This is a genomic window from Promicromonospora sp. NPDC023805, from assembly GCF_040639635.1.
GTDB lineage: Bacteria > Actinomycetota > Actinomycetes > Actinomycetales > Cellulomonadaceae > Promicromonospora.
In genome coordinates, this window is sequence record NZ_JBFAAH010000001.1 from 140,731 (window position 1) to 160,977 (window position 20,247).

General features: G+C 71.5%; 19 protein-coding genes. 5 read left to right on the top strand and 14 right to left on the bottom strand.

Going from position 1 to position 20,247, the window contains the following annotated elements:
• Positions 1-187 precede the first annotated feature (187 nt).
• The 5 genes from tkt to pgl are packed head-to-tail and all read left to right on the top strand — an operon-like array spanning position 188 to position 6,805.
• On the top strand, positions 188-2,293 hold the full coding sequence (gene tkt / locus AB0F70_RS00710) for a transketolase (protein WP_357442451.1): 2,106 nt from the start codon (positions 188-190) through the stop codon (positions 2,291-2,293).
• A gap of 53 nt (positions 2,294-2,346) precedes the next feature.
• A complete protein-coding gene (tal, locus tag AB0F70_RS00715) occupies positions 2,347-3,513 on the top strand; it encodes a transaldolase (RefSeq protein ID WP_357442453.1) in 1,167 nt (388 codons plus the stop codon).
• Complete coding sequence (gene zwf, locus AB0F70_RS00720; protein ID WP_357442455.1) at positions 3,510-5,072, top strand: glucose-6-phosphate dehydrogenase; 1,563 nt, start codon at positions 3,510-3,512, stop codon at positions 5,070-5,072. Before tal ends, zwf begins: the two co-directional genes overlap by 4 nt.
• Complete coding sequence (gene opcA / locus AB0F70_RS00725) at positions 5,073-6,002, top strand: glucose-6-phosphate dehydrogenase assembly protein OpcA (protein ID WP_357442456.1); 930 nt, start codon at positions 5,073-5,075, stop codon at positions 6,000-6,002.
• A 17-nt stretch (positions 6,003-6,019) separates the two neighbouring features.
• A complete protein-coding gene (pgl, locus tag AB0F70_RS00730) occupies positions 6,020-6,805 on the top strand; it encodes a 6-phosphogluconolactonase (RefSeq protein ID WP_357442458.1) in 786 nt (261 codons plus the stop codon).
• Between the two features lie 86 nt (positions 6,806-6,891).
• On the opposite strand, the gene AB0F70_RS00735 is transcribed toward pgl, so the two are convergent.
• From AB0F70_RS00735 to AB0F70_RS00800, 14 genes are all read right to left on the bottom strand, one after another.
• The gene (locus AB0F70_RS00735; RefSeq protein ID WP_116675600.1) at positions 6,892-7,254 is read right to left on the bottom strand and encodes an RNA polymerase-binding protein RbpA; all 363 of its coding nucleotides are present in this window, start codon (positions 7,252-7,254) and stop codon (positions 6,892-6,894) included.
• A 54-nt stretch (positions 7,255-7,308) separates the two neighbouring features.
• Positions 7,309-7,551 carry a preprotein translocase subunit SecG gene (gene secG / locus AB0F70_RS00740; protein ID WP_020014806.1) on the bottom strand — a complete coding sequence of 81 codons (243 nt, stop codon included), beginning with the start codon at positions 7,549-7,551 and terminating at the stop codon, positions 7,309-7,311.
• Positions 7,552-7,876: 325 nt separating this feature from the next.
• Entirely contained in the window at positions 7,877-8,647 is a 771-nt protein-coding gene (gene tpiA, locus AB0F70_RS00745) for a triose-phosphate isomerase (protein ID WP_357443553.1), read from the bottom strand.
• A gap of 100 nt (positions 8,648-8,747) precedes the next feature.
• Positions 8,748-9,947 (bottom strand): phosphoglycerate kinase, encoded by a 1,200-nt coding sequence (locus AB0F70_RS00750; RefSeq protein WP_357442461.1) that lies wholly within the window; start codon positions 9,945-9,947, stop codon positions 8,748-8,750.
• A gap of 132 nt (positions 9,948-10,079) precedes the next feature.
• The gene (gene gap / locus AB0F70_RS00755; RefSeq protein ID WP_357442463.1) at positions 10,080-11,084 is read right to left on the bottom strand and encodes a type I glyceraldehyde-3-phosphate dehydrogenase; all 1,005 of its coding nucleotides are present in this window, start codon (positions 11,082-11,084) and stop codon (positions 10,080-10,082) included.
• Positions 11,085-11,407: 323 nt separating this feature from the next.
• The gene (whiA, locus tag AB0F70_RS00760; RefSeq protein ID WP_357442465.1) at positions 11,408-12,388 is read right to left on the bottom strand and encodes a DNA-binding protein WhiA; all 981 of its coding nucleotides are present in this window, start codon (positions 12,386-12,388) and stop codon (positions 11,408-11,410) included.
• Positions 12,389-12,534: 146 nt separating this feature from the next.
• Positions 12,535-13,068, bottom strand: a complete 534-nt coding sequence (locus AB0F70_RS00765) for an NAD(P)H-dependent oxidoreductase (protein ID WP_357442467.1) — start codon at positions 13,066-13,068, stop codon at positions 12,535-12,537.
• The gene (locus AB0F70_RS00770) at positions 13,065-14,222 is read right to left on the bottom strand and encodes an LLM class flavin-dependent oxidoreductase (RefSeq protein WP_357442469.1); all 1,158 of its coding nucleotides are present in this window, start codon (positions 14,220-14,222) and stop codon (positions 13,065-13,067) included. Before AB0F70_RS00770 ends, AB0F70_RS00765 begins: the two co-directional genes overlap by 4 nt.
• Complete coding sequence (locus AB0F70_RS00775) at positions 14,222-15,382, bottom strand: LLM class flavin-dependent oxidoreductase (protein WP_357442470.1); 1,161 nt, start codon at positions 15,380-15,382, stop codon at positions 14,222-14,224. Before AB0F70_RS00775 ends, AB0F70_RS00770 begins: the two co-directional genes overlap by 1 nt.
• Positions 15,383-15,474: 92 nt before the next feature.
• Positions 15,475-16,701, bottom strand: a complete 1,227-nt coding sequence (locus AB0F70_RS00780) for an LLM class flavin-dependent oxidoreductase (RefSeq protein WP_357442472.1) — start codon at positions 16,699-16,701, stop codon at positions 15,475-15,477.
• Between the two features lie 8 nt (positions 16,702-16,709).
• On the bottom strand, positions 16,710-17,765 hold the full coding sequence (locus AB0F70_RS00785) for an ABC transporter substrate-binding protein (RefSeq protein WP_357442474.1): 1,056 nt from the start codon (positions 17,763-17,765) through the stop codon (positions 16,710-16,712).
• Positions 17,762-18,526: an amino acid ABC transporter ATP-binding protein gene (locus AB0F70_RS00790; RefSeq protein WP_357442476.1), complete on the bottom strand. Its 765-nt coding sequence runs from the start codon at positions 18,524-18,526 to the stop codon at positions 17,762-17,764. The genes AB0F70_RS00785 and AB0F70_RS00790 overlap by 4 nt, the downstream gene beginning before the upstream one ends.
• Positions 18,523-19,605 (bottom strand): amino acid ABC transporter permease, encoded by a 1,083-nt coding sequence (locus AB0F70_RS00795; protein WP_357442478.1) that lies wholly within the window; start codon positions 19,603-19,605, stop codon positions 18,523-18,525. Before AB0F70_RS00795 ends, AB0F70_RS00790 begins: the two co-directional genes overlap by 4 nt.
• Entirely contained in the window at positions 19,602-20,207 is a 606-nt protein-coding gene (locus AB0F70_RS00800) for a GNAT family N-acetyltransferase (protein WP_357442480.1), read from the bottom strand. The genes AB0F70_RS00795 and AB0F70_RS00800 overlap by 4 nt, the downstream gene beginning before the upstream one ends.
• Between the last annotated feature and the right edge of the window lie 40 nt (positions 20,208-20,247).

The following is a 20,247-nucleotide window of genomic DNA, read 5'->3' on the forward strand; positions in this document are numbered from 1 at the left end:
CGAGCGCGGTGACCATCCCCACTGTGGACAGGCCTGCGCGGGTGCTGGGGTGCGCGTATAGGGTTGATTTCGCAATCGAACGAAGGGCGGCCGGCATTCCGCCGCCGCCGCACGCACGCTGCGCGGCTCTCCGGCCCGTCCGCTCTCCGGGCAGGGTCAGGGTCGGCGGCGGAGAGAAAGAGGACTCGTGAACGCTTTCGACCCCGTGCTGAAGCCCTTGGAGTGGTCGGAGCTCGACGAGCGAGCGGTCAAGGCCATCAAGGCACTGGCTGCGGACGCCGTCGAGAAGGTGGGCAACGGACATCCCGGAACCGCGATCTCGCTCGCACCGGCCGCCTACCTCCTCTTCCAGAAGGCCATGCGCCACGACCCGTCCGACCCCGACTGGCTGGGCCGCGACCGGTTCGTGCTGAGCGCCGGCCACTCGTCGCTGACGATCTACCTCCAGCTCTTCCTCGCCGGCTACGGCCTCGAGATGGACGACATCGCCGCGCTGCGCACCTGGGGCTCCAAGACCCCCGGCCACCCGGAGTACCGCCACACCGCCGGTGTCGAGATCACGACCGGCCCGCTGGGCCAGGGCCTCGCGTCCGCCGTCGGCATGGCGATGGCCTCCCGCCGCGAGCGCGGCCTGCTCGACCCCGCCGCCGCACCTGGTGAGTCGCCGTTCGACCACCACGTGTACGTCATCGCGTCCGACGGCGACCTGCAGGAGGGCGTGACCTCGGAGGCCTCGTCGCTCGCGGGCCACCAGCAGCTCGGCAACCTGATCCTGATCTGGGACGACAACAAGATCTCGATCGAGGACGACACCGACATCGCGTTCACCGAGGACGTCCTCAAGCGCTACGAGGCCTACGGCTGGCACACCCAGCGCGTCGACTGGACCTCGGGTGGCGAGGGTTACGCGGAGGACACCGACACGCTGGCCGCCGCGCTCGACGCCGCCAAGGCGGAGACCGGCAAGCCCTCGATCATCGCGCTGCGCACGATCATCGGCTGGCCCGCGCCCACCAAGCAGAACACGGGTGGCATCCACGGCTCCGCCATGGGCGCCGACGAGGTCAAGGGCCTCAAGTCCGTGCTCGGGCTCGAACCCGAGGCGACGTTCGCCATCGACGCCGAGGTCCTGTCCTACACGCGCTCCGTCGCGCAGCGCCAGGCCACCCAGCGCGAGGCGTGGGAGTCCTCCTTCGCCGCCTGGAAGGAAGCCAACCCGGAGCAGGCGGCCCTGCTGGCGCGTCTGCGCGCCCACGAGCTGCCCGAGGGCTGGACGGCCTCGCTGCCCGAGTTCGAGGCGAGCGAGAAGGGCGTCGCGACCCGTGCGGCGTCGGGCAAGGTGCTCTCCGCCCTGGCGGACGTGCTGCCCGAGCTGTGGGGCGGCTCCGCCGACCTGGCCGGCTCCAACAACACGACGATGGACGGTGCGTCGTCCTTCGTGCCCGCCGAGCACGCGACCAAGAAGTTCCCCGGCGACCCGTACGGCCGCACGCTGCACTTCGGCATCCGCGAGCACGGCATGGGCTCGATCCTCAACGGCATAGTGCTGCACGGCCTGACCCGCCCGTACGGCGGGACGTTCCTGCAGTTCGCCGACTACATGCGTGCCTCGGTCCGCCTGGCGGCGCTGATGGGCATCCCCACCACGTTCGTCTGGACGCACGACTCGATCGGCCTCGGCGAGGACGGCCCGACCCACCAGCCGGTCGAGCACCTCGCGGCGCTGCGGGCCATCCCGAACCTCGACGTCGTCCGCCCCGCTGACGCGAACGAGACCGCCTGGGCCTGGCGCGGCATCCTGGAGAACCGGGACAACCCGGCAGGCATCGTGCTGACCCGCCAGAACGTGCCCACGTACCCGCGCGGCACCGAGGGCTTCGGCTCGGCCGAGGGCACCCTCAAGGGCGGCTACACCCTCCTGGACACCGACGGCACGCCCGACGTCGTCCTCGTGGGCACCGGCTCCGAGGTGCAGCTCGCCGTCGAGGCGCGCGCGATCCTCGCCGCCGACGGCGTGCAGGCCCGCGTCGTCTCCATGCCCTCGCGCGAGTGGTTCGACAAGCAGGACGACTCCTACCGCGAGTCGGTCATCCCGTCCGGTGTGAAGGCACGTGTCTCCGTCGAGGCAGGCGTGGCGCAGGGCTGGCGCGAGGTGGTCGGCGACGCCGGCCGCATCGTCTCGCTCGAGCACTACGGCGCCTCGGCGGACTACAAGAAGCTCTACGCCGAGTACGGCATCACGGCGGAGGCTGTCGCCCTGGCCGCCAAGGAGTCGATCGCCGCGGCTTCCTGAGCCACGACCCGATCACACGACACGAATCACAGGGGCACGAGAGGAAGGGCATGATGACCGACAGCACCACAGACAGCACAGGCGATAACGTCAGTCCCACCCAGCGGCTGTCCGAGGCAGGTGTCGCCATCTGGCTGGACGACCTGTCCCGTGAGCGCCTGCGGACCGGCAACCTCGCCGAGCTCATCGGCACCAAGAACGTCGTCGGGGTCACGACCAACCCGACGATCTTCGCCGCCGCCCTCGCGCAGGGCGACGCGTACGACGGCATCCTGGCCGAGCTGGCCGGGCCGCCGAACAACGGTGACGTCGAGGCGGCGGTGGAGCGCATCACCACCGACGACGTCCGCGACGCGGCAGACCTGCTGCGTCCGGTCTACGACGCCACCGGTGCCGTGGACGGCCGCGTGTCCATCGAGGTGGACCCGCGGCTGGCCCGCGACACGAAGGCGACGGAGGCCACCGCCGTCCGGCTGTGGGAGACCGTCGACCGGCCGAACGTGATGATCAAGATCCCGGCCACGGTCGAGGGTCTGCCCGCGATCACGTCCACCCTGGCCAAGGGGATCAGCGTCAACGTGACGCTGATCTTCTCGATCGAGCGGTACCGGGCAGTGATGGACGCGTTCCTGGCCGGTCTCGAGCAGGCCAAGGAGGCAGGCCACGACCTGTCCGTCATCGGCTCGGTCGCGTCGTTCTTCGTGTCCCGCGTGGACGCCGAGATCGACAAGCGCCTGAACGCGATCGGCACGGACGAGGCGCTCGCGCTGCGCGGCCAGGCCGCCATCGCGAACGCCCGGCTGGCCTTCGCGGCATATGAAGACGTCTTCTCCGCTGACAGCACAGGGCGCTGGGCGGCGCTCAAGGCCGCCGGCGCCCAGCCGCAGCGTCCGCTGTGGGCGTCGACCGGCGTGAAGGACCCGAGCTACCGCGACACGATGTACGTGGACGAGCTCGTCGTGGCGGGCGTGGTCAACACCATGCCCGAGAAGACGCTCGACGCGTTCGCCGACCACGGCATCGTGCTCGCCGACACCGTCACCGGTTCGGCCGAGCAGGCCGCCGCGGTCATCGCGGCGATCGAGGCGCAGGGCATCTCCATCGACGAGGTAACCGCACAGCTGGAGGACGAGGGCGTGACGAAGTTCGAGGTCAGCTGGGACGAGCTCCTGACGACCACCAAGACCGGGCTCGCCGGTGCAGGGGCCGGCGACCGGTGAGGCCGGCGAAGATCGCGCAGGGGATCAACCCCCTGCGCGACCCCCTCGACCTGCGGCTGCCGCGCATCGCGGGGCCGAGCGGCCTCGTGATCTTCGGCGTGACGGGTGACCTGGCGCGCAAGAAGCTCATGCCCGCCGTCTACGACCTCGCCAACCGTGGCCTCCTGCCGCCGGGCTTCGCCCTGACGGGCTTCGCCCGGCGTGACTGGGAGGACCAGGACTTCGCGCAGGTGGTGCACGACGCCGTGAAGGAGCACGCCCGCACCCCGTTCCGGGAGGCGACGTGGCGCCAGCTGGCCGAGGGCATCCGGTTCGTGCAGGGCTCCTTCGACGACGACGCCGCGTTCGAGCGTCTTCGCGAGACCGTCGAGACGCTCGACAGGGAGCGCGGCACGGGCGGCAACCACGCGTTCTACCTGTCGGTCCCGCCCTCGGCGTTCCCCGTGGTCTGCGAGCAGCTCTCGAAGCATGGGCTGTCGCACCCCGACAACGACGCAGACGGCGACGGCGTGGACGCGTGGCGCCGGGTGGTCATCGAGAAGCCGTTCGGGCACGACCTGGCCAGCGCCAAGGAGCTTGACGCCGTCGTCTCGAAGGTCTTCGACCCGGAGTCGGTGTTCCGCATCGACCACTACCTGGGCAAGGAGACCGTCCAGAACCTGCTGGCGCTGCGCTTCGCGAACACGATGTTCGAGCCCATCTGGAACTCGAACTACGTGGACCACGTACAGATCACCATGGCCGAGGACATCGGCATCGGTGGCCGCGCGGGGTACTACGACGGGATCGGCGCCGCGCGCGACGTCATCCAGAACCACCTGATCCAGCTCCTGGCCCTGGTGGCCATGGAGGAGCCCGTCAACTTCGACGCCGCCGAGCTGCGTGCCGAGAAGATCAAGGTGCTCTCCTCCGTGCGCCTGCCGCGTGACCTCGGCAAGCACACCGCCCGCGGCCAGTACGCGGCCGGCTGGCAGGGTGGCGACCAGGTGCCGGGCTTCCTCGAGGAGGACGGCATCGCGAAGGACTCCGCCACGGAGACCTTCGCGGCCGTCCGGGTCGACGTCGACAACCGCCGCTGGGCGGGCGTCCCGTTCTACCTGCGGCACGGCAAGCGCCTGGGCCGCCGCGTCACCGAGGTGGCAGTGGTGTTCAAGAAGGCGCCGCACCTGCCGTTCGAGTCGTCCCTGACGTCCGAGCTCGGCAACAACGCCCTGGTCATCCGCGTGCAGCCCGACGAGGGCGTCACCATGCGGTTCGGCGCCAAGGTGCCGGGCACGGCCATGCAGGTGCGCGACGTGACCATGGACTTCGGGTACGGGCACTCGTTCACCGAGTCCTCGCCCGAGGCCTACGAGCGGCTCATCCTCGACGTGCTGCTCGGCGACCCGCCGCTCTTCCCGACGCGCGAGGAGGTCGAGCTCTCCTGGAAGATCCTCGACCCGATCACGTCGTACTGGGCGCGCAAGGGCAAGCCCGAGCCGTACGCGTCGGGCACCTGGGGCCCGCCGTCGGCCGACGCCATGATGGAGCGCGACGGCAGGACCTGGAGGAGGCCCTAGATGATCATCGACATGCCGGATACCACGACCAACCTGATCAACAAGCGGCTGGTCCGCCTGCGCGACGAGGGCGGCGCGGTGGCCCTCGGCCGCGTGCTCACCCTCGTGGTGCTGGCCGACGAGCAGGACGTCGAGGAGTCGGTGGAGGCCGCGAACGACGCGAGCCGGGAGCACCCGTGCCGGGTCATCGTCGTCGCGCCGGCGAAGCCCGGTTCCGACGCCCGGCTCGACGCCCAGATCCGGGTGGGCGGTGACGCGGGCGCCTCCGAGGTGGTGGTCCTGCACGCCTTCGGCCCGCTCCTGGAGCGGACCGACACCCTCGTGATGCCGCTGCTGCTGCCCGACGCGCCGATCGTGGCCTGGTGGCCCCGTGAGGCGCCCGCGGTGCCGTCGCAGGACCCGGTGGGCGCCATGGCGGCCCGCCGGATCATCGACAGCACCACCGCGGAGGATCCCTCGGGGCTGCTCGAGTCGCTCGCCGGGACGTACGCACCCGGCGACACCGACCTCGCCTGGGCGCGGGTCACGCTGTGGCGGGCGCTCATCGCGGCCGCCGTGGAGCAGCCGCCGTTCGAGCCCGTGCTCTCCGTGACGGTCGAGGGGCAGAAGCGGCACACGTCGCTCGACCTGCTCGCCGCCTGGCTCGGGACCCGGCTGAACTGCCCGGCCGAGGTGGTGCGCACCAGCAGCGACGACGCGATCACGCGCGTGACCCTGGAGCGCAGGAGCGGGCCGATCGTGCTGGACAGGCCGGACGGCCGCACCGTCACGATCACGCAGCCGGGCAAGCCCGCGCGGCGGATCGCGCTGCCGATCCGGGCGCTCAACGAGGCCCTCATCGAGGAGCTGCGCCGGCTCGACCCGGACGAGATCTTCGAGGAGACCCTCATCCGTGGCCTCAAGCAGGTCACCACGCGGACGGCGGCCTGATGTCAGCATCGACGTCCATGGCGACGTCCAGGCAGGCGCCGGGGGTGCGGCTCGTCGTCGTCCACCCGGACAAGGCGGTGCTCGCACAGGCCGCGGCGGCTCGGCTGCTCACGCGGGTGCTCGACGTGCAGTCGGTCCGCTCCCCCGTGCACGTCGTGCTCACTGGCGGTTCGGTAGGCATCGCGACGCTCGCGGCGGTCGCCGCGAGCCCGCTCGTGCCTGCCGTCGACTGGTCGGGTGTCCACCTCTGGTGGGGCGACGAGCGGTTCCTGCCGGACGGCGACCCGGACCGTAACGAGACACAGGCGCGGGAGGCCCTGCTCGACGGCCTGGTCGCCGGGCACGGGCTCCCCGCCACCAACGTCCACCCCATGCCGGGGCCGACGTCGGTGGCGACGCCCGAGGAGGGCGCGGCGGCGTACGCCGAGCTCTTGCGGGAACACGCGGGCGAGCAGAGCGAAGGGGCCGCCGCGGTCCCCGCGTTCGACGTCCTGCTGCTCGGTATGGGTCCCGACGGGCACGTCGCCTCCCTGTTCCCCGGCCACGAGGTTCTGGCCGCGCAGGGGACGACGACGGGCGTGCACGCCTCGCCCAAGCCGCCGCCGGAGCGGGTCTCGCTCACGTTCGACGCGATCCGGTCCGCCCGCGAGGTGTGGATCGTCGCGGCGGGGGCCGAGAAGGCGGAGCAGGTGGCCGCCGCGCTGGCCGACGGCCCGGTGACCGAGGTGCCGGCGGCGGGCGCCGTCGGTCAGGCCCGCACGCTGTGGCTCCTGGACGCGGAAGCGTCCGGCGCGGCGAAGTAGAGCTGGCGAAGCAGAACTGGGCGGGACACCTGATCAGGTGTCCCGCCCAGTTGCTTCGCGGCTCTCGTTCGCCGACTTGAAAACTCTTAGCGCGCTACGCGGCCGCCACGGCGGGTCCGCAGTGCCTCCAGCGCCTCCTCCAGGAGGGCGGCGCCGTCCTCTTCGGACCGGCGCTCCTTCACGTAGGCGAGGTGCGTCTTGTACGGCTCGTTCCGCACGGGCGACGGCGGGTTGACCGGGTCCATCCCCGCGGGAAATCCACAACGCGGGCAGTCCCACTGGGCGGGGGCCTCTACGTCCTCGCCCACCGAGAAGCTCGGTGCCGTCTCGTGCCCGTTGGCACACCAGTAAGAAACTCGGATACGTGGCGCAGTATCGCCCCGCTCCGTCTCCCCGAGAGGACCGGCGCCTACCCGGCTCCCCCGAATCGCATGACCACCTGATGCCACGTCTGTCGTCTCCTCTGTGTGTGGCCGTCAGCTGCTAGGCGCTGGGCGACCGGTTCAGCTGACCTTCTGGATGAGCCCGAGCAGGACGATCACCACTGCCCACACGAGGGCGAAGGCGATGGTGATGCGATTGAGGTTCCGCTCGGCGACACCGGAGGAACCGGCGCCCATCGAGATACCGCCACCGAACATGTCGGACAGTCCGCCACCCTTGCCCTTGTGGAGCAGGATGAGCATGGTGAGAAAGCCGCTGGTCAGGACCAGCAGGACTTCCAGGATGATGCGGAGCGCGTCCACGGGTTCACGTCCTCGGTTGTAGGTGGTGCCGGGGCGTTTCCCGGCGGCGGATCGGTCAAGAGTAAGCGAGACGCACCTCACAGTGCGAACCCCCTGTTCAGGACCGCGTAGGGCCCTGAGCAGGAGTCACACCAGCAACATCACGCCCGAGCGAGAGTACATCAGCGAAGTTGCGGGAGTGTCTCGGAACGGCACGTGTCATTCGCTCTGGCGCTGGTGTGCGGCGCGGTTGCGGGTCGAGCCTGTCGAGACGAGGTCTCGACAGGCTCGACCAGCGGCGGTCGGGCTCGACCAGCAGGGGTCAGGCTCGACCAGCAGAGTCGTCTCAGGCGGTGACGTGGGACTGGTAGCGGGCGATCCGTGCGAACTCCTCCGGGTCGAGGCTCGCCCCGCCCACGAGGGCTCCGTCGACGTCGGGCTGCGCCATGATCTGCGCGACGTTGCCCGACTTCACCGAGCCGCCATAGAGCACGCGGACGCCGGCGGCGATGTCGGCGTCGCACAGCTCGCCGAGCACGCGGCGGATCGCGCCGCAGACCTCCTGCGCGTCCTCCGGCGTGGCGACCTCGCCCGTGCCGATGGCCCACACGGGCTCGTAGGCGATGACGATCTTCGCGATCTGCTCGGCCGGCACGTCGATGAGGGCGGCCTCGACCTGCGCGAGCGTGTACGAGACCTGGTCGCCCGCCTTGCGGATGTCCAGGCCCTCGCCGACGCACAGGATCGGCGTCAGGCCGTGCGCGAACGCCACGCGCACCTTCGCGTTGATCAGGTCGTCGGACTCATCGTGGTGCTCGCGGCGCTCGGAGTGCCCGATCGCCACGTAGGTGCAGCCAAGCTTCGCGAGCATCGCGCCGGAGATCTCACCGGTGAACGCGCCCGACTCGTGCTTGGAGATGTCCTGGGCGCCGTAGACGAGCTCGAGCTTGTCGCCGTCCACGAGCGTCTGCACCGACCGCAGGTCGGTGAACGGCGGCAGCACCGCCACCTCCACCGCGTTGTAGTCGTGCTTGGCGTCCTTCAGGGACCAGGAGAGCTTCTGGACCGTGCTGATCGCCTGCTGGTGGTCCAGGTTCATCTTCCAGTTGCCCGCCATCAGCGGCGTGCGGGTGGTAGCCACGTGTTTTCTTCCTTCGTTCTGAGTTCTTGGGTACGGCAGGTCGGACGACGCGTCGGTCGGCGCGTCGGTCGGCGCGTCAGTCGGCGAGGACCGTGAGGCCCGGGAGCTCCTTGCCCTCCAGCAGCTCGAGGCTCGCGCCGCCGCCGGTCGAGATGTGGCTGAAGCCGGCCTCGTCGAAGCCGAGCGCGCGCACGGCAGCTGCCGAGTCGCCGCCGCCGACGATGGAGAACGCGCCGTCGGACGTCGCGTCGATGATGCCCTGCGCCACCGCGGTGGTGCCCGCGGCGAACGCCTCGAACTCGAAGACGCCCATGGGGCCGTTCCACGCGATGGTCTTCGCGTCGGCGAGCTTCGCGGCGAACAGCTTGCCCGACTCCGGGCCGATGTCGAGGCCCATGGTGCCGTCAGGGATGGCGTCGGCGGAGACGACCTGGTGCGGCGCGTCGGCGGCGAACGAGTCCGCCGCGACGATGTCGACGGGCAGCACGATCTCGACGCCGTTCTTCTCCGCGGTCTCGATGTACCCCTTGACGGCGTCGATCTGGTCGTCCTCCAGCAGGCTGTTGCCCACCGACAGGCCCTTGGCCGCCAGGAAGGTGAAGACCATGCCGCCGCCGATGAGCAGGCGGTCCGCCTTGGTCAGCAGGTTCGCGATGACGCCAAGCTTGTCCGACACCTTGGACCCGCCGAGGACGACGGCGTAGGGGCGCTCGGGGTCGCCGGTCGCCTTCGACAGCGACTGGACCTCGTTCAGCACGAGGTCACCGGCCGCGGCGGGCAGCACCTGCGCGACGTCGTACACCGACGCCTGCTTGCGGTGCACGACACCGAAGCCGTCGGAGACGAACGCGTCCGCGAGCTGCGCCAGCTCGCCGGCGAGCTCGGCACGCTCGGCGTCGACCTTGGAGGTCTCGCGGGCGTCGAAGCGGACGTTCTCCAGCAGGGCCACCTGGCCGTCGGCCAGGGCGTCGACCGTGGCCTTCGCCGACGGACCCACGAGGTCCTCGGCGAGCGGGACGTCCTGGCCCAGCAGCTCGCCCAGTCGGGCGGCGACGGGCGCGAGGGAGTACTGGGGGTCCGGCGTGCCCTTGGGGCGGCCGAGGTGGGCCAGCACGACGACGCGTGCGCCGGCGTCGGTCAGCCGCTTCAGCGTCGGCAGGGCGGCGCGGATACGGCCGTCGTCCGTGATGGTCGTCCCGTCGAGCGGGACGTTGAAGTCTGAGCGAACCAGGACGCGCTTGCCGCGCAGGTCGCCGAGGGAGTCGATGGTCTTCATAGGAGCACTCCAGATCGAGGGACCGGCATGCAGGGCGTCGCCAGTCGGGTTCCGGCACATGACGACGTCCGCGTGCGCGCCGGCTGGCCGATGCGCACGCGGACGTCGGGGTTCACGCTGGGAGAGAAGCCGTCAGAGCTTCTCGCCGACGAACACGGTGAGGTTGACGAGGCTGTTCGAGTAGCCCCACTCGTTGTCGTACCAGGCGACGACCTTGACCTGGTTGCCGATCACCTTGGTGAGCTTCGAGTCGTAGATGCTCTGGTGCGGGTTGGTCACGATGTCCGAGGAGACGATCTCGTCCTCGACGTACTCCAGGACACCCTTGAGCGGGCCCTCTGCGGCAGCCTTGACGGCGGCGTTGACCTCGTCGATCGTGACCTCGCGCGAGGCCTCGAAGGTCAGGTCCGTGGCCGAGCCGGTGATGACCGGCACGCGCAGGGCGTAGCCGTCCAGCTTGCCCTTGAGCTCCGGCAGCACCAGGGCGACGGCCTTGGCCGCACCCGTCGTCGTGGGGACGATGTTCTGCGCGGCCGCACGGGCGCGACGCAGGTCGCTGTGCGGGCCGTCCTGCAGGTTCTGGTCACCCGTGTAGGCGTGGATCGTGGTCATGAGGCCACGCTCGATGCCGATCGAGTCGTTCAGCGCCTTCGCCAGCGGGGCGAGGCAGTTCGTGGTGCACGACGCGTTCGAGATGATGTGGTGCGCGGCCGGGTCGTACAGCTCGTTGTTGACGCCCATGACGAAGGTGGCGTCCTCGTTCTTGGCCGGGGCCGAGATGATGACCTTCTTGGCGCCGGCGTCGATGTGCGCCTTCGCCTTGGTCGCGTCCGTGAAGAAGCCCGTGGACTCGATGACGATGTCCGCACCGAGCTCGCCCCAGGGGAGGTCCGCGGGGTTGCGCTCGGCGAGGGCGCGGATCTTCTTGCCGTCCACGATGATGTTCTCGTCGTCGAAGTCGACAGACTTGCCGAAGCGGCCCAGGGTCGTGTCGTACTTGAGCAGGTGCGCGAGCGTCTTGTTGTCGGTCAGGTCGTTGACCCCGACAACCTCGATGTCTGCACCCGACTCGACGAGAGCCCGGTAGAAGTTCCTGCCGATACGGCCGAAGCCGTTGATGCCGACGCGGATGGTCACAATGCCCTCCTCAGGGGGCGCCGGCCGTCCCGGCGCACACGTTTCCTTGTATCTGTCGCCACTGCCGTCGATGCCCGACGGAGCGTGCGTTGCAGGGTGATCCGGGCGCCGCGACCCCGCGACGACCCGAACGGGAAACGCGATGGTCACGGCGTCGTCACCTGACGATTTCGAGCCTATACCCGAACCCGGCCGAACCGTGACCCGAGCCCAGACAGTGTGGAACTCAGGGTTCTGTTCGATCTCACAAGACGGATCGGGCGGTCAAGTACCAGAGGTACAGCGCAGGGTCCGGCCCAGCGGTCGGGCCCAGCCGCCCTGTCTCAGAGGTCGAGCAGGTCAGCGGGCAGCCCGGCCTCGGTGTCGGGGATACCCAGCTCGAGCGCACGCTTGTCCGCGGTCGACAGCAGACGCCGGATCCGGCCCGCCACAGCGTCCTTGGACAGCTGCGGCTCGGCCAGCCGGCCCAGCTCCTCGAGCGACGCCTGCTTGTGCGCGAGCCGCAGCTCACCGGCCTGGCGCAGGTGCTCCGGCAGCTCGTCGCCCAGGATCTCGAACGCCCGCTGGACCCGCGCACCCGCCGCGACGGCGGCCCGCGCGGAGCGGCGCAGGTTCGCGTCGTCGAAGTTGGCCAGGCGGTTGGCGGTGCCGCGTACCTCGCGGCGCTCGCGACGCTCTTCCCAGACCTTGAGGGTCTCTGGTGCGCCGATGCGCTCCAGCATGCGGCCGATCGAGTCGCCGTCGCGGATCACCACACGGTCGATGCCGCGTACCTCGCGAGACTTGGCCGCCACGCCCAGCCGGCGGGCCGCGCCGACGAGCGCGAGCGCCGCCTCGGGTCCGGGGCTGGTCACCTCGAGCGCCATGGACCGGCCGGGCTCCGTCAGCGAGCCGTGCGCCAGGAAGGCGCCGCGCCACACGGCCTCTGCCTCCTGCACGCCCGCCGAGACGACCTCGGGCGCCAGGCCGCGCACGGGCCGGCCGCGGGCGTCGAGCAGCCCCGTCTGCCGGGCGAGCGACTCCCCCTCGCGCACCACGCGCACCACGAACCGCGAGCTCTTCCGCAGGCCGCCCGCCTGGACGACGATGAGCTCGCTCGTGTGCCCGTACAGGTCGTGGATGGCATGCCGCAGCCGGGTCGCGGCATGCTCGGTGTCGAGCTCCGCCTCGATCACTACCCGACCTGAGATGATGTGGAGGCCGCCGGAGAAGCGCAGCGTCGCGGTGACCTCTGCCTTGCGGCAGGATGTCTTCGCCACCCTCACCCGCGCGAGCTCCTCCTTGACCTGTGCCGTGAGCGCCATGGCGTCATCCTGCCATGGCCTGACGCGAGGGCACCCGGTGGAATCGCGGACACTCGGGCGAATTGTCCCGGCGTGTCGCCTCAGTCTCGCCTCAGTCTCGCCTCGTTGGCGCCTCGGTCTCGCCTCGGGAGTCATCCGCTCGACGGTTATCCGCTGTGCGGCAGTGGTGCGGGGACTGCCCTGCCGAGGGTCGCGACCCAGCGCTCGAGCCAGGCCTCGAGCAGCGGCCCGACGTCGGCGAGCTGGCCCTCGGTCACCGCGAACGTCCGTGCGGGCACCACTGCGCCGAGCTCGACGAGCACCGGCCGCAGGTGCACCTCGCCCGCCAGCGCGTGCGCGGGGCTCGCGGAGACCACGACGGGCACGACGACGACGTCGGCGAGCGCGTCCGGGCCGTAACCGTCGAGGAACGCCTTGAGCAGGCCCGTGTAGGACGCCTTGTAGACCGGCGTCGCGACGACGACGACGCGCGCCGTCGCCACCCGGTGCCGGGCGGCGGACACCGCCGCCGACCCGGTGAGGACCTCCGGGGCGAGCAGCGCCAGGTCTACCGGGTCGGTCGCGGTCAGGCCCAGCTGGTCCGCGATCCGGCGGCCGACCTCCTCGGCCAGCCCGAGCGTCCGGGAGCCGGGCCGCGGGTTCCCGCTCACGACCACCAGGCCGTCCGTGTGCGCGGTCATACCGTCACCTCCGTCTTCGTCGTGGTCGTGTCTGTTTCTCTGGTGCCTTCTCGGGTGTCCGCGGCGGTGAAGCCCGCGGCCCGCCGCTCGTCGAGCGGACCCCACAGGTTCGTCCGGACCTCTGCCCGCACCTGCGGGATCACCTCGGCCGCGAACCGGCGCAGCACGTCCTCCTGGTGCGCGGGGGCGAGCAGGTGGTTCACGGAGATCGCCTGCAGCACGTGCCCGAACGAGGAGTGGTAGTCGAGGATCTTGTTGACCACGTCTTCGGGCGAGCCGACCAGCGCCGGGCCACGTTCCACCGCCTCCTCCAGCGTGCGGAAGCTGGTCACCTTGCCGACCGCACCGGGTGCGTGCTTGCGCGCGTCCTGCTGGCGCACCTGGCCCTCATAGATGGGCCGGTACTGCTCGACCGCCTCCTCGGTGGTGTCGGCCAGGAACAGGCCGCCCGACCCCGCGCCCACGAACCCGTAGGCCGGGTCGTGTCCGGCAGCCGCGTACTGCTCGCGGTACCGGTCGATGAGCACGCCGTAGTTCTCGCGGGGCTGGAGCGCGTTGGCGCTGACTATCGGGTCGCCGTGCTCTGCGGCCAGGTCGACGGCGTGCTGCGACGTCGCCGAGCCGTGCCAGATGCGGAACGGGCCGGCAAAGGGCCGCGGCAGGGTGGTCGCGTGCTCCAGCCGGTGCCGGTGCCTGCCCTCCCACGTGACGTCCTCCGAGGAGAGCAGGAGCCGCAGCAGCTCGTAGTTCTCGCGCAGGTACTCGTACTGCTTGGTGATGTCGAGGCCGAGCAGCGGGTACTGCAGGTCCTCGTTGCCCTTGCCGATGACGATCTCCAGGCGGCCGCGGCTGAGCTGGTCGACGGTCGACAGGTCCTCGGCGAGCCGGATCGGGTCGTGCAGGGAGAGCACGGTGACGCCCGTCGACAGCAGGATGCGGGACGTGCGGGCCGCGATCGCCCCGAGGATGACGGTGGGCGCCGACGACAGCACCGGGCCCGCGTGCCGCTCCCCCACCGCGAACGAGTCGAACCCGAGCTCCTCCGCGAGCACGGCCGTGTCGACTATCCGGTTCAGCCGGTCGGCGGGCGGGACCTGCTCGCCGGTGACCGGGTGCGGAGGGTTGAACGCGATGTCCAGGACCTGGAAACGCATCAGGCGGCCGCGCTCTCAGCAGCGTTCTCGGCCGTGCCCTCGGCAGTGTCCCCCGCAGCAATCCCGGCAGCACGGTCGCGCTGCGCCACGCCCCCCTTGACCAGCGGGATGACGTACCGGCCGAAGTCGATCGCGTCGTCGAGCAGGTCGTAACCGCGCGCCGAGATGACGCGCACACCCAGGTCGTAGTACGCGAGCAGCGCCTCGGCGACCTGTTCGGGGGTGCCGACCAGCGCGTTCGAGTTTCCGGCGCCGCCGGTCGCCTTCGCGGTGGCGGTCCAGAGCGCCGTGTCGAACCGCTCGCCCTGCGCCGCGATCTCCAGCAGGCGCTGCGAGCCGGCGTTCTCGGGCTTGTCGATCGGGTGCCGCCGGCTCAGGATGCCGCCCTGCGCGGCCTTGCGCGCCTCGATCCGGCCCAGGATGTCGTGTGCCTTCTCCCAGGCGAGCTCCTCGGTCGGCGCGATGATCGGCCGGAACGCCGCATGGACCCGCGGCGGTGCCGCCCGGCCCGCTGCCTCGGCCTCGGCGTGCACGCGGGCGATCTGCTCGGCGGTGCGGTCCAGGGGTTCGCCCCAGACGGCGTAGATGTCGGCCTCGGCGGCGCCGACCGGGTACGCGGCGTCGGACGAACCGCCGAACGAGATGGTGGGCACGTGGCCGGGGTGCGGCTTGGCGTCCAGCACGAAGTCGTCGAAGTCGTAGAACTCGCCGTGGTGGTCGAACGGCTCGGCGCTGGTCCACGCGCGCTTCACGATCTGGATGTACTCGCGGGTGCGGGCGTACCGCTGGTCCTTGGTCAGGGTGTCGCCCTCGCGGCCCTGCTCGTGGTCGTTGCCGCCTGAGATGAAGTGCACGGACAGCCGCCCGCCCGAGAGCTGGTCCAGCGTCGCGAACGTCTTGGCCGCGTACGTCGGGTAGGAGACGTTGGGCCGGTGCGCGAGCAGCAGCTCGAGATCCGGCACGTGCGCCGCGACGTGCGCGGCGAGCACCGCCGGCTCCGGGCCGGACGAACCGTAGGCGAACAGGACCCGGGTCCAGCCGTTGTCCCGGTGGGCGCGGGCGATGCGGACCAGGTAGTCGTGGTCGACGGGTGCGGTGGTGCGCTCGTTCGTCTCGGAGGCGTCGCTGGTGGTGGCGATGCCGAGGAACTCGACGGGCATGGTGATGCTCCTTCGTTGCGGGGATCCAGTGCGGGGATCCAGTGCGGGAACTCGGGTGGGAACTCGGGTGGGGGTGCTGTGGGGTCGCCCGGTCAGGCCGCGCCGACGGACGCGTCGGCGCGCTCGGCGTCGGCAGGCTCGGCGTCGGCCCGGCCGGTGATGCCCCAGGCCTCGGCCAGCAGCTCGAAGGAGCGGCGGGTCTCGGCGGGGTCGTGGGTGGCGGTGGTGACGAGCAGCTCGTCGGCGCCCGTGACGCGCGCGAGCGTGTCGAGGCGTTCGACGACGGTGGCCGGGTCGCCCACGATCCGGGTGTCGACGCGGTCGGCGACCAGGGCGCGCTCGGCGTCCGGCCGGTCGGTCCACGCGGTGGCGGCGGACGGCGACGGGTAGGCCATCGCGCCGCGCTCGCCGCGGCGGATGGACAGGACCCAGTCGGCGAACGGCTCGGCGAGCACACGCGCCCGTTCGAGGGTCTGGGCGACCAGGACGTCGGCCGAGACCACGACGTACGGCTCGGCCAGGACACCCGGCCGGAACGCGGCCCGGTAGGCCGCCACGGTGTCCAGGACGGTCGCGGGGCTGACGTGGAAGTTGGCCGCGAGCGGCAGCCCGAGCTCGCCCGCCACGACGGCGCTCTCGCCGCCGCTGGACGCGAGCAGCCACAGGTCGAACGCGGCGCCCTCGACGGGCGGGCTCCCGTAGCCGATACCGGTCCGGTCGCGGTAGGTGCCCTGCTGCAGCGCGAGCACCAGCTCTACCTCGTCCCGGAACCCGGCGGGCTTCCGGTGGGCGCCGATGACCTCCTGCTGGGCCAGGAGCCGCTCGCGCAGCGCGGGGTCGTTGAGCCCGTTCGGCGGTGCGGGCGGCACGTAGAGCCCGTCGACCAGGCGCGGGACGGCGGGGGCGGGCGGACGCGGCGGCTGGGCCGGGGCGGCCGGCGCGCCCGTGCCCGACGACGTGCCCGACGGCGGGACGGTGAACGCCCTGCCCAGCCCCAGGTCGACCCGACCAGGGTGCAGCGCGGCGATGGTGCCGAACTGCTCGGCGGCGACCAGCGGCGACGTCGTCGACAGCAGGACCGCGCCGGAACCGACCCTGATACGCGAGGTGCGGGCGGCGACCGCCGCCGCGAGGACTGCCGGTGCCGCCGAGGCGACGCCGGGCGCGAGGTGGTGCTCGGCGTACCAGACGCGCTGGTAGCCGAGCGCGTCGAGGTCGATCGCGAGCGATACGGCGCGCTGGATCGCCTGGACGCCGGTGGAGCCCTCGGCGACGAGGGCCAGGTCGAGGACGGACAGCGGAACTCTCTGGTTGCTCATGGTGCTCCTCATTCCTCGGTCTTGGGCAGGCCTGGCGGGTTGGTCTCTGAGCGCTCCACTGCCTCGGACTCCAGTCCCCAGCGGTCCAGCACCTGCTGGTAGGAGCCGTCCTCGACCGCATGGTTGAGAGCTGCGGTGACCGCTTCGGCGGCGTCGGCGCCCTTCTTGGTGGCAACGGCGATCTGCGCCGTGTCCGGCCAGCCGCCGTTCAGCGTGCCGACCACCTTGAAGTCGTCCGGGGAGACGGCCGCCTGGTACGCGAGCGAGGCGTTGGGGCCCACGTAGGCGTCGAGCCGTCCGGACTGGAGGGCCAGCAGCACGTCGGAGAGCTGCTCGTAGTAGTCGGGGCCCTTGACGGGCTCCAGCCCGTCGGCCTGGTTCAGGCGGTCCCACTCGAGCAGGATCTTCTCCTGGTTGGTCCCGGAGCCGACGCCCACCGTCAGCCCGGCGATGTCCTCGCGGGAGTCGATGGTCAGGTCCGAGTCGGCGGCCGTGAGCCAGCCCAGCTCGTCGATGCGGTAGCTGGAGAAGTCGATGGTCTCCTTGCGCTCCTCGGTCACCGTGATGTTGGAGATGACGGCGTCGACGTCGCCCGACTGGAGCGCGAGCGGCCAGTCGGCCCAGGCCTTCACCTCCAGCCGCAGGTCCTTGCCGAGGGCGTCGGCGACGAGCTGTGCGATGTCGGTCTCGTGGCCGATGGGGGTCTTGTCGTCGTCGGCGAGGAAGGCGAGCGGCGGGGAGGCGCTCGCGCTCACGGCGACGGTGATCTCGTCCTTGTCCGCCCACTCGGCGGGGAGCAGGTCGACCGCCTCCGCGGACTCCGTGGTGCGCACGCGCTCCTGGTCCGCGGCGGTGCTGACCTGCAGGCCGGCCGACTCGGGCGCGTTCTCGGCGAGGCCCGCCGCGCCGTCCGCCGCCTCGGGCCGCTCGGTGCTGGCGGCCGAGCAGGCCGCGGTGAGCGCGAGCAGCGGCACGGCGGCCAGGGCGAGCAGTCGGTTCCGGGCGGCTCGTCGGGTGACGGTCACGGTGGTTCCCTTCGGGTTCGGGGCAGGGTTCGGGGTCACAGGACCTTCTCCAGGAAGGCCTTGGTCCGCGGGTTGGCGGGTCTGTCGAGCACCTGCTCGGGTGGCCCCTGCTCGATCACGACGCCCTCGTCCATGAAGACGACGGTGTCCGCGACCTCGCGGGCGAACGCGACCTCGTGGGTGACGACGACGAGCGTGGTGCCGGTGCCCGCGAGCTCCTTGATGACCTGGAGCACCTCGTCGACGAGCTCGGGGTCGAGCGCGGAGGTCGGCTCGTCGAAGAGCACCACGGCGGGCCGCAGGGCGAGCGCCCGGGCGATGGCCACGCGCTGCTGCTGGCCGCCAGAGAGCTGCCGGGGCCGGGCGTCCGCGCGGTCGGCGAGCCCGACGCGGGCCAGCAGCTCGCGCGCCTCCGCCTCGGCCTCCGCGCGCGGGCGGCCCTGTGCGTAGATCGGGGCCTCCACGACGTTCTCCAGCACGGTGAGGTGCGGGAACAGGTTGAAGTTCTGGAACACGAACCCGATCCGGGTACGGCGGCGCAGGATCTCGCGCTCGGTCAGCTCCCGCAGCGTGCTGCCGCGCCGGGCGTAGCCGATGAGCTCGCCGTCCAGGGAGACGAACCCCCGGTCCACCTTCTCCAGGTGGTTGATCGCGCGCAGCAGCGTCGACTTGCCCGACCCGGACGGGCCGATGATCGCGGCCACCTCGCCGGGGCGGACGGTGAGGTCCACCCCGCGCAGCGCCTCGAGCAGGCCGAACGACTTGTGCAGGCCCCTGATCTCGAGCAGGCCCCCGCTCATGCAGTACCCCGATCCGTGCGCGGGGCGACCCAGCGCCCTACCCGGACGCGTGCGGCGAAGGCGGGCGGGACGCCGTCGGGCACCGGAGCGCCGGTGAGGCGGGCCCAGCCGACCTGCGCCTCCCACCGCGCCCGCTGCAGCGGCGTGGGCGGAAGGGTGCGCAGCGCGCCCTTCGCGTAGTGCCGCTCGACGTAGTACTGGACCACCGTGATGAGCGTCGTGAGCGCGAGGTACCAGATCGCGGCGACGATGAGCAGCGGCACCACCCGGCCGTTGCGGCCGTAGATGACGCTCACTATGTAGAACAGCTCGCCGTACGCGAGCACGTAGACGATCGAGGTGCCCTTGAGCAGCCCGATCACCTCGTTCACGGCAGTGGGCACGATCGAGCGCATCGCCTGCGGCAGGATGATGCGCCGCACCTGGCGGTGACGCGGCAGGCCCAGCGAGGCCGCGGCCTCGTGCTGGCCCTGGTCGACGCCGAGGATCCCGGCCCGGACGATCTCCGCGCTGTACGCCGCCTGCGACAGGCCCAGGCCGAGGATCGCCGCCCAGAACTTGTCGATCAGGTCGAGCGTGTCGAAGAACAGGAACTCCGGCCCGAACGGGATGCCGAGGCTCAGCACCGGGTACAGGTAGGCGAGGTTGTACCAGAGCAGGAGCTGCAGCAGCAGGGGCACCGAGCGGAACACCCAGGTATAGGCCCACGAGACCCCCTGCAGCAGTGGCGAGCGCGACAGCCGCATGAGCGCCAGTACGGTGCCGAGCGCGAAGCCCACTATCGACGCCGTCACCGTGAGCCGGACCGTTGCCCAGGCACCCTCCAGGATCGACGGCCACGTGAGGTAGCGCGCAACGACGTCCCACTCCCAGCGGTCGTTCGTGACCAGGGAGGAGACCACCATGGCAAGCAGCACGGCCACGACGCCGGTCGCGAGCCAGCGGCCCGGGTGCCGGGCCGCGACGACACGCAGGTCCTCGTCGGCCGGTCCAGCGGGCGGCGCGCCGCTCCCGCCCGGCGGCAGGCCGGGCGGCGGGTAGAGAAGGCGGGACTCGCCCTCGGCGAGGTCGGCGCTCATGTCACCACCAGCCACTTTTCGAAGGGGAACGGTTCGAACGGCGCAGTGCCCGACGGCTCAGTGCCCTGGCCGGCCGCGGCCGCCGAGAGCGGCGTGTAGCCGGCGGTCCGGTACAGCGCAGCCGCCTCCGGCTGGCGGGGGCCCGTGGTCAGGTAGAGGCGCGGGTAGCCGAGCTGCCGCGCCCGTGCCTCCAGCTCGGTCAGGACCCGCCGCGCGAGGCCACGACGCCGGTGTGCCGTGTCGGTCCAGATGCGCTTGAGCTCCGCCGTCGGCACGGCGGGCGCGCCGTCCGCGTCCCGGGCGTCGGCCCGCGCCAGGCGTGCGGACTCCCCGAGCTCCGGTTCGAGCCGACGGCGGAACGCGCCGCCCGCCACCGGCACGCCGTCCTGCAGCAGCAGGATCAGGGAGCCTACGGGCGGGGCGAACTCCTCGGCGCCGTAGTGTGCCATCTCGGCCCGGTGCTGCTCCTCCGTCAGCACGTCGTGGTACCGGGACCGGTACTCGACGGAGAGGCCGGCCAGCAGCGGCTCGACCAGCGGGTCCGACAGGCGCGCCTCCCGTACCTCGAGCGCCGGGGACGTCCCGGCGGAAAGGGCGGTCATCGTGGCGCCCTCTCGGGCTCGCGGCCGGCCTGGCTCGGGC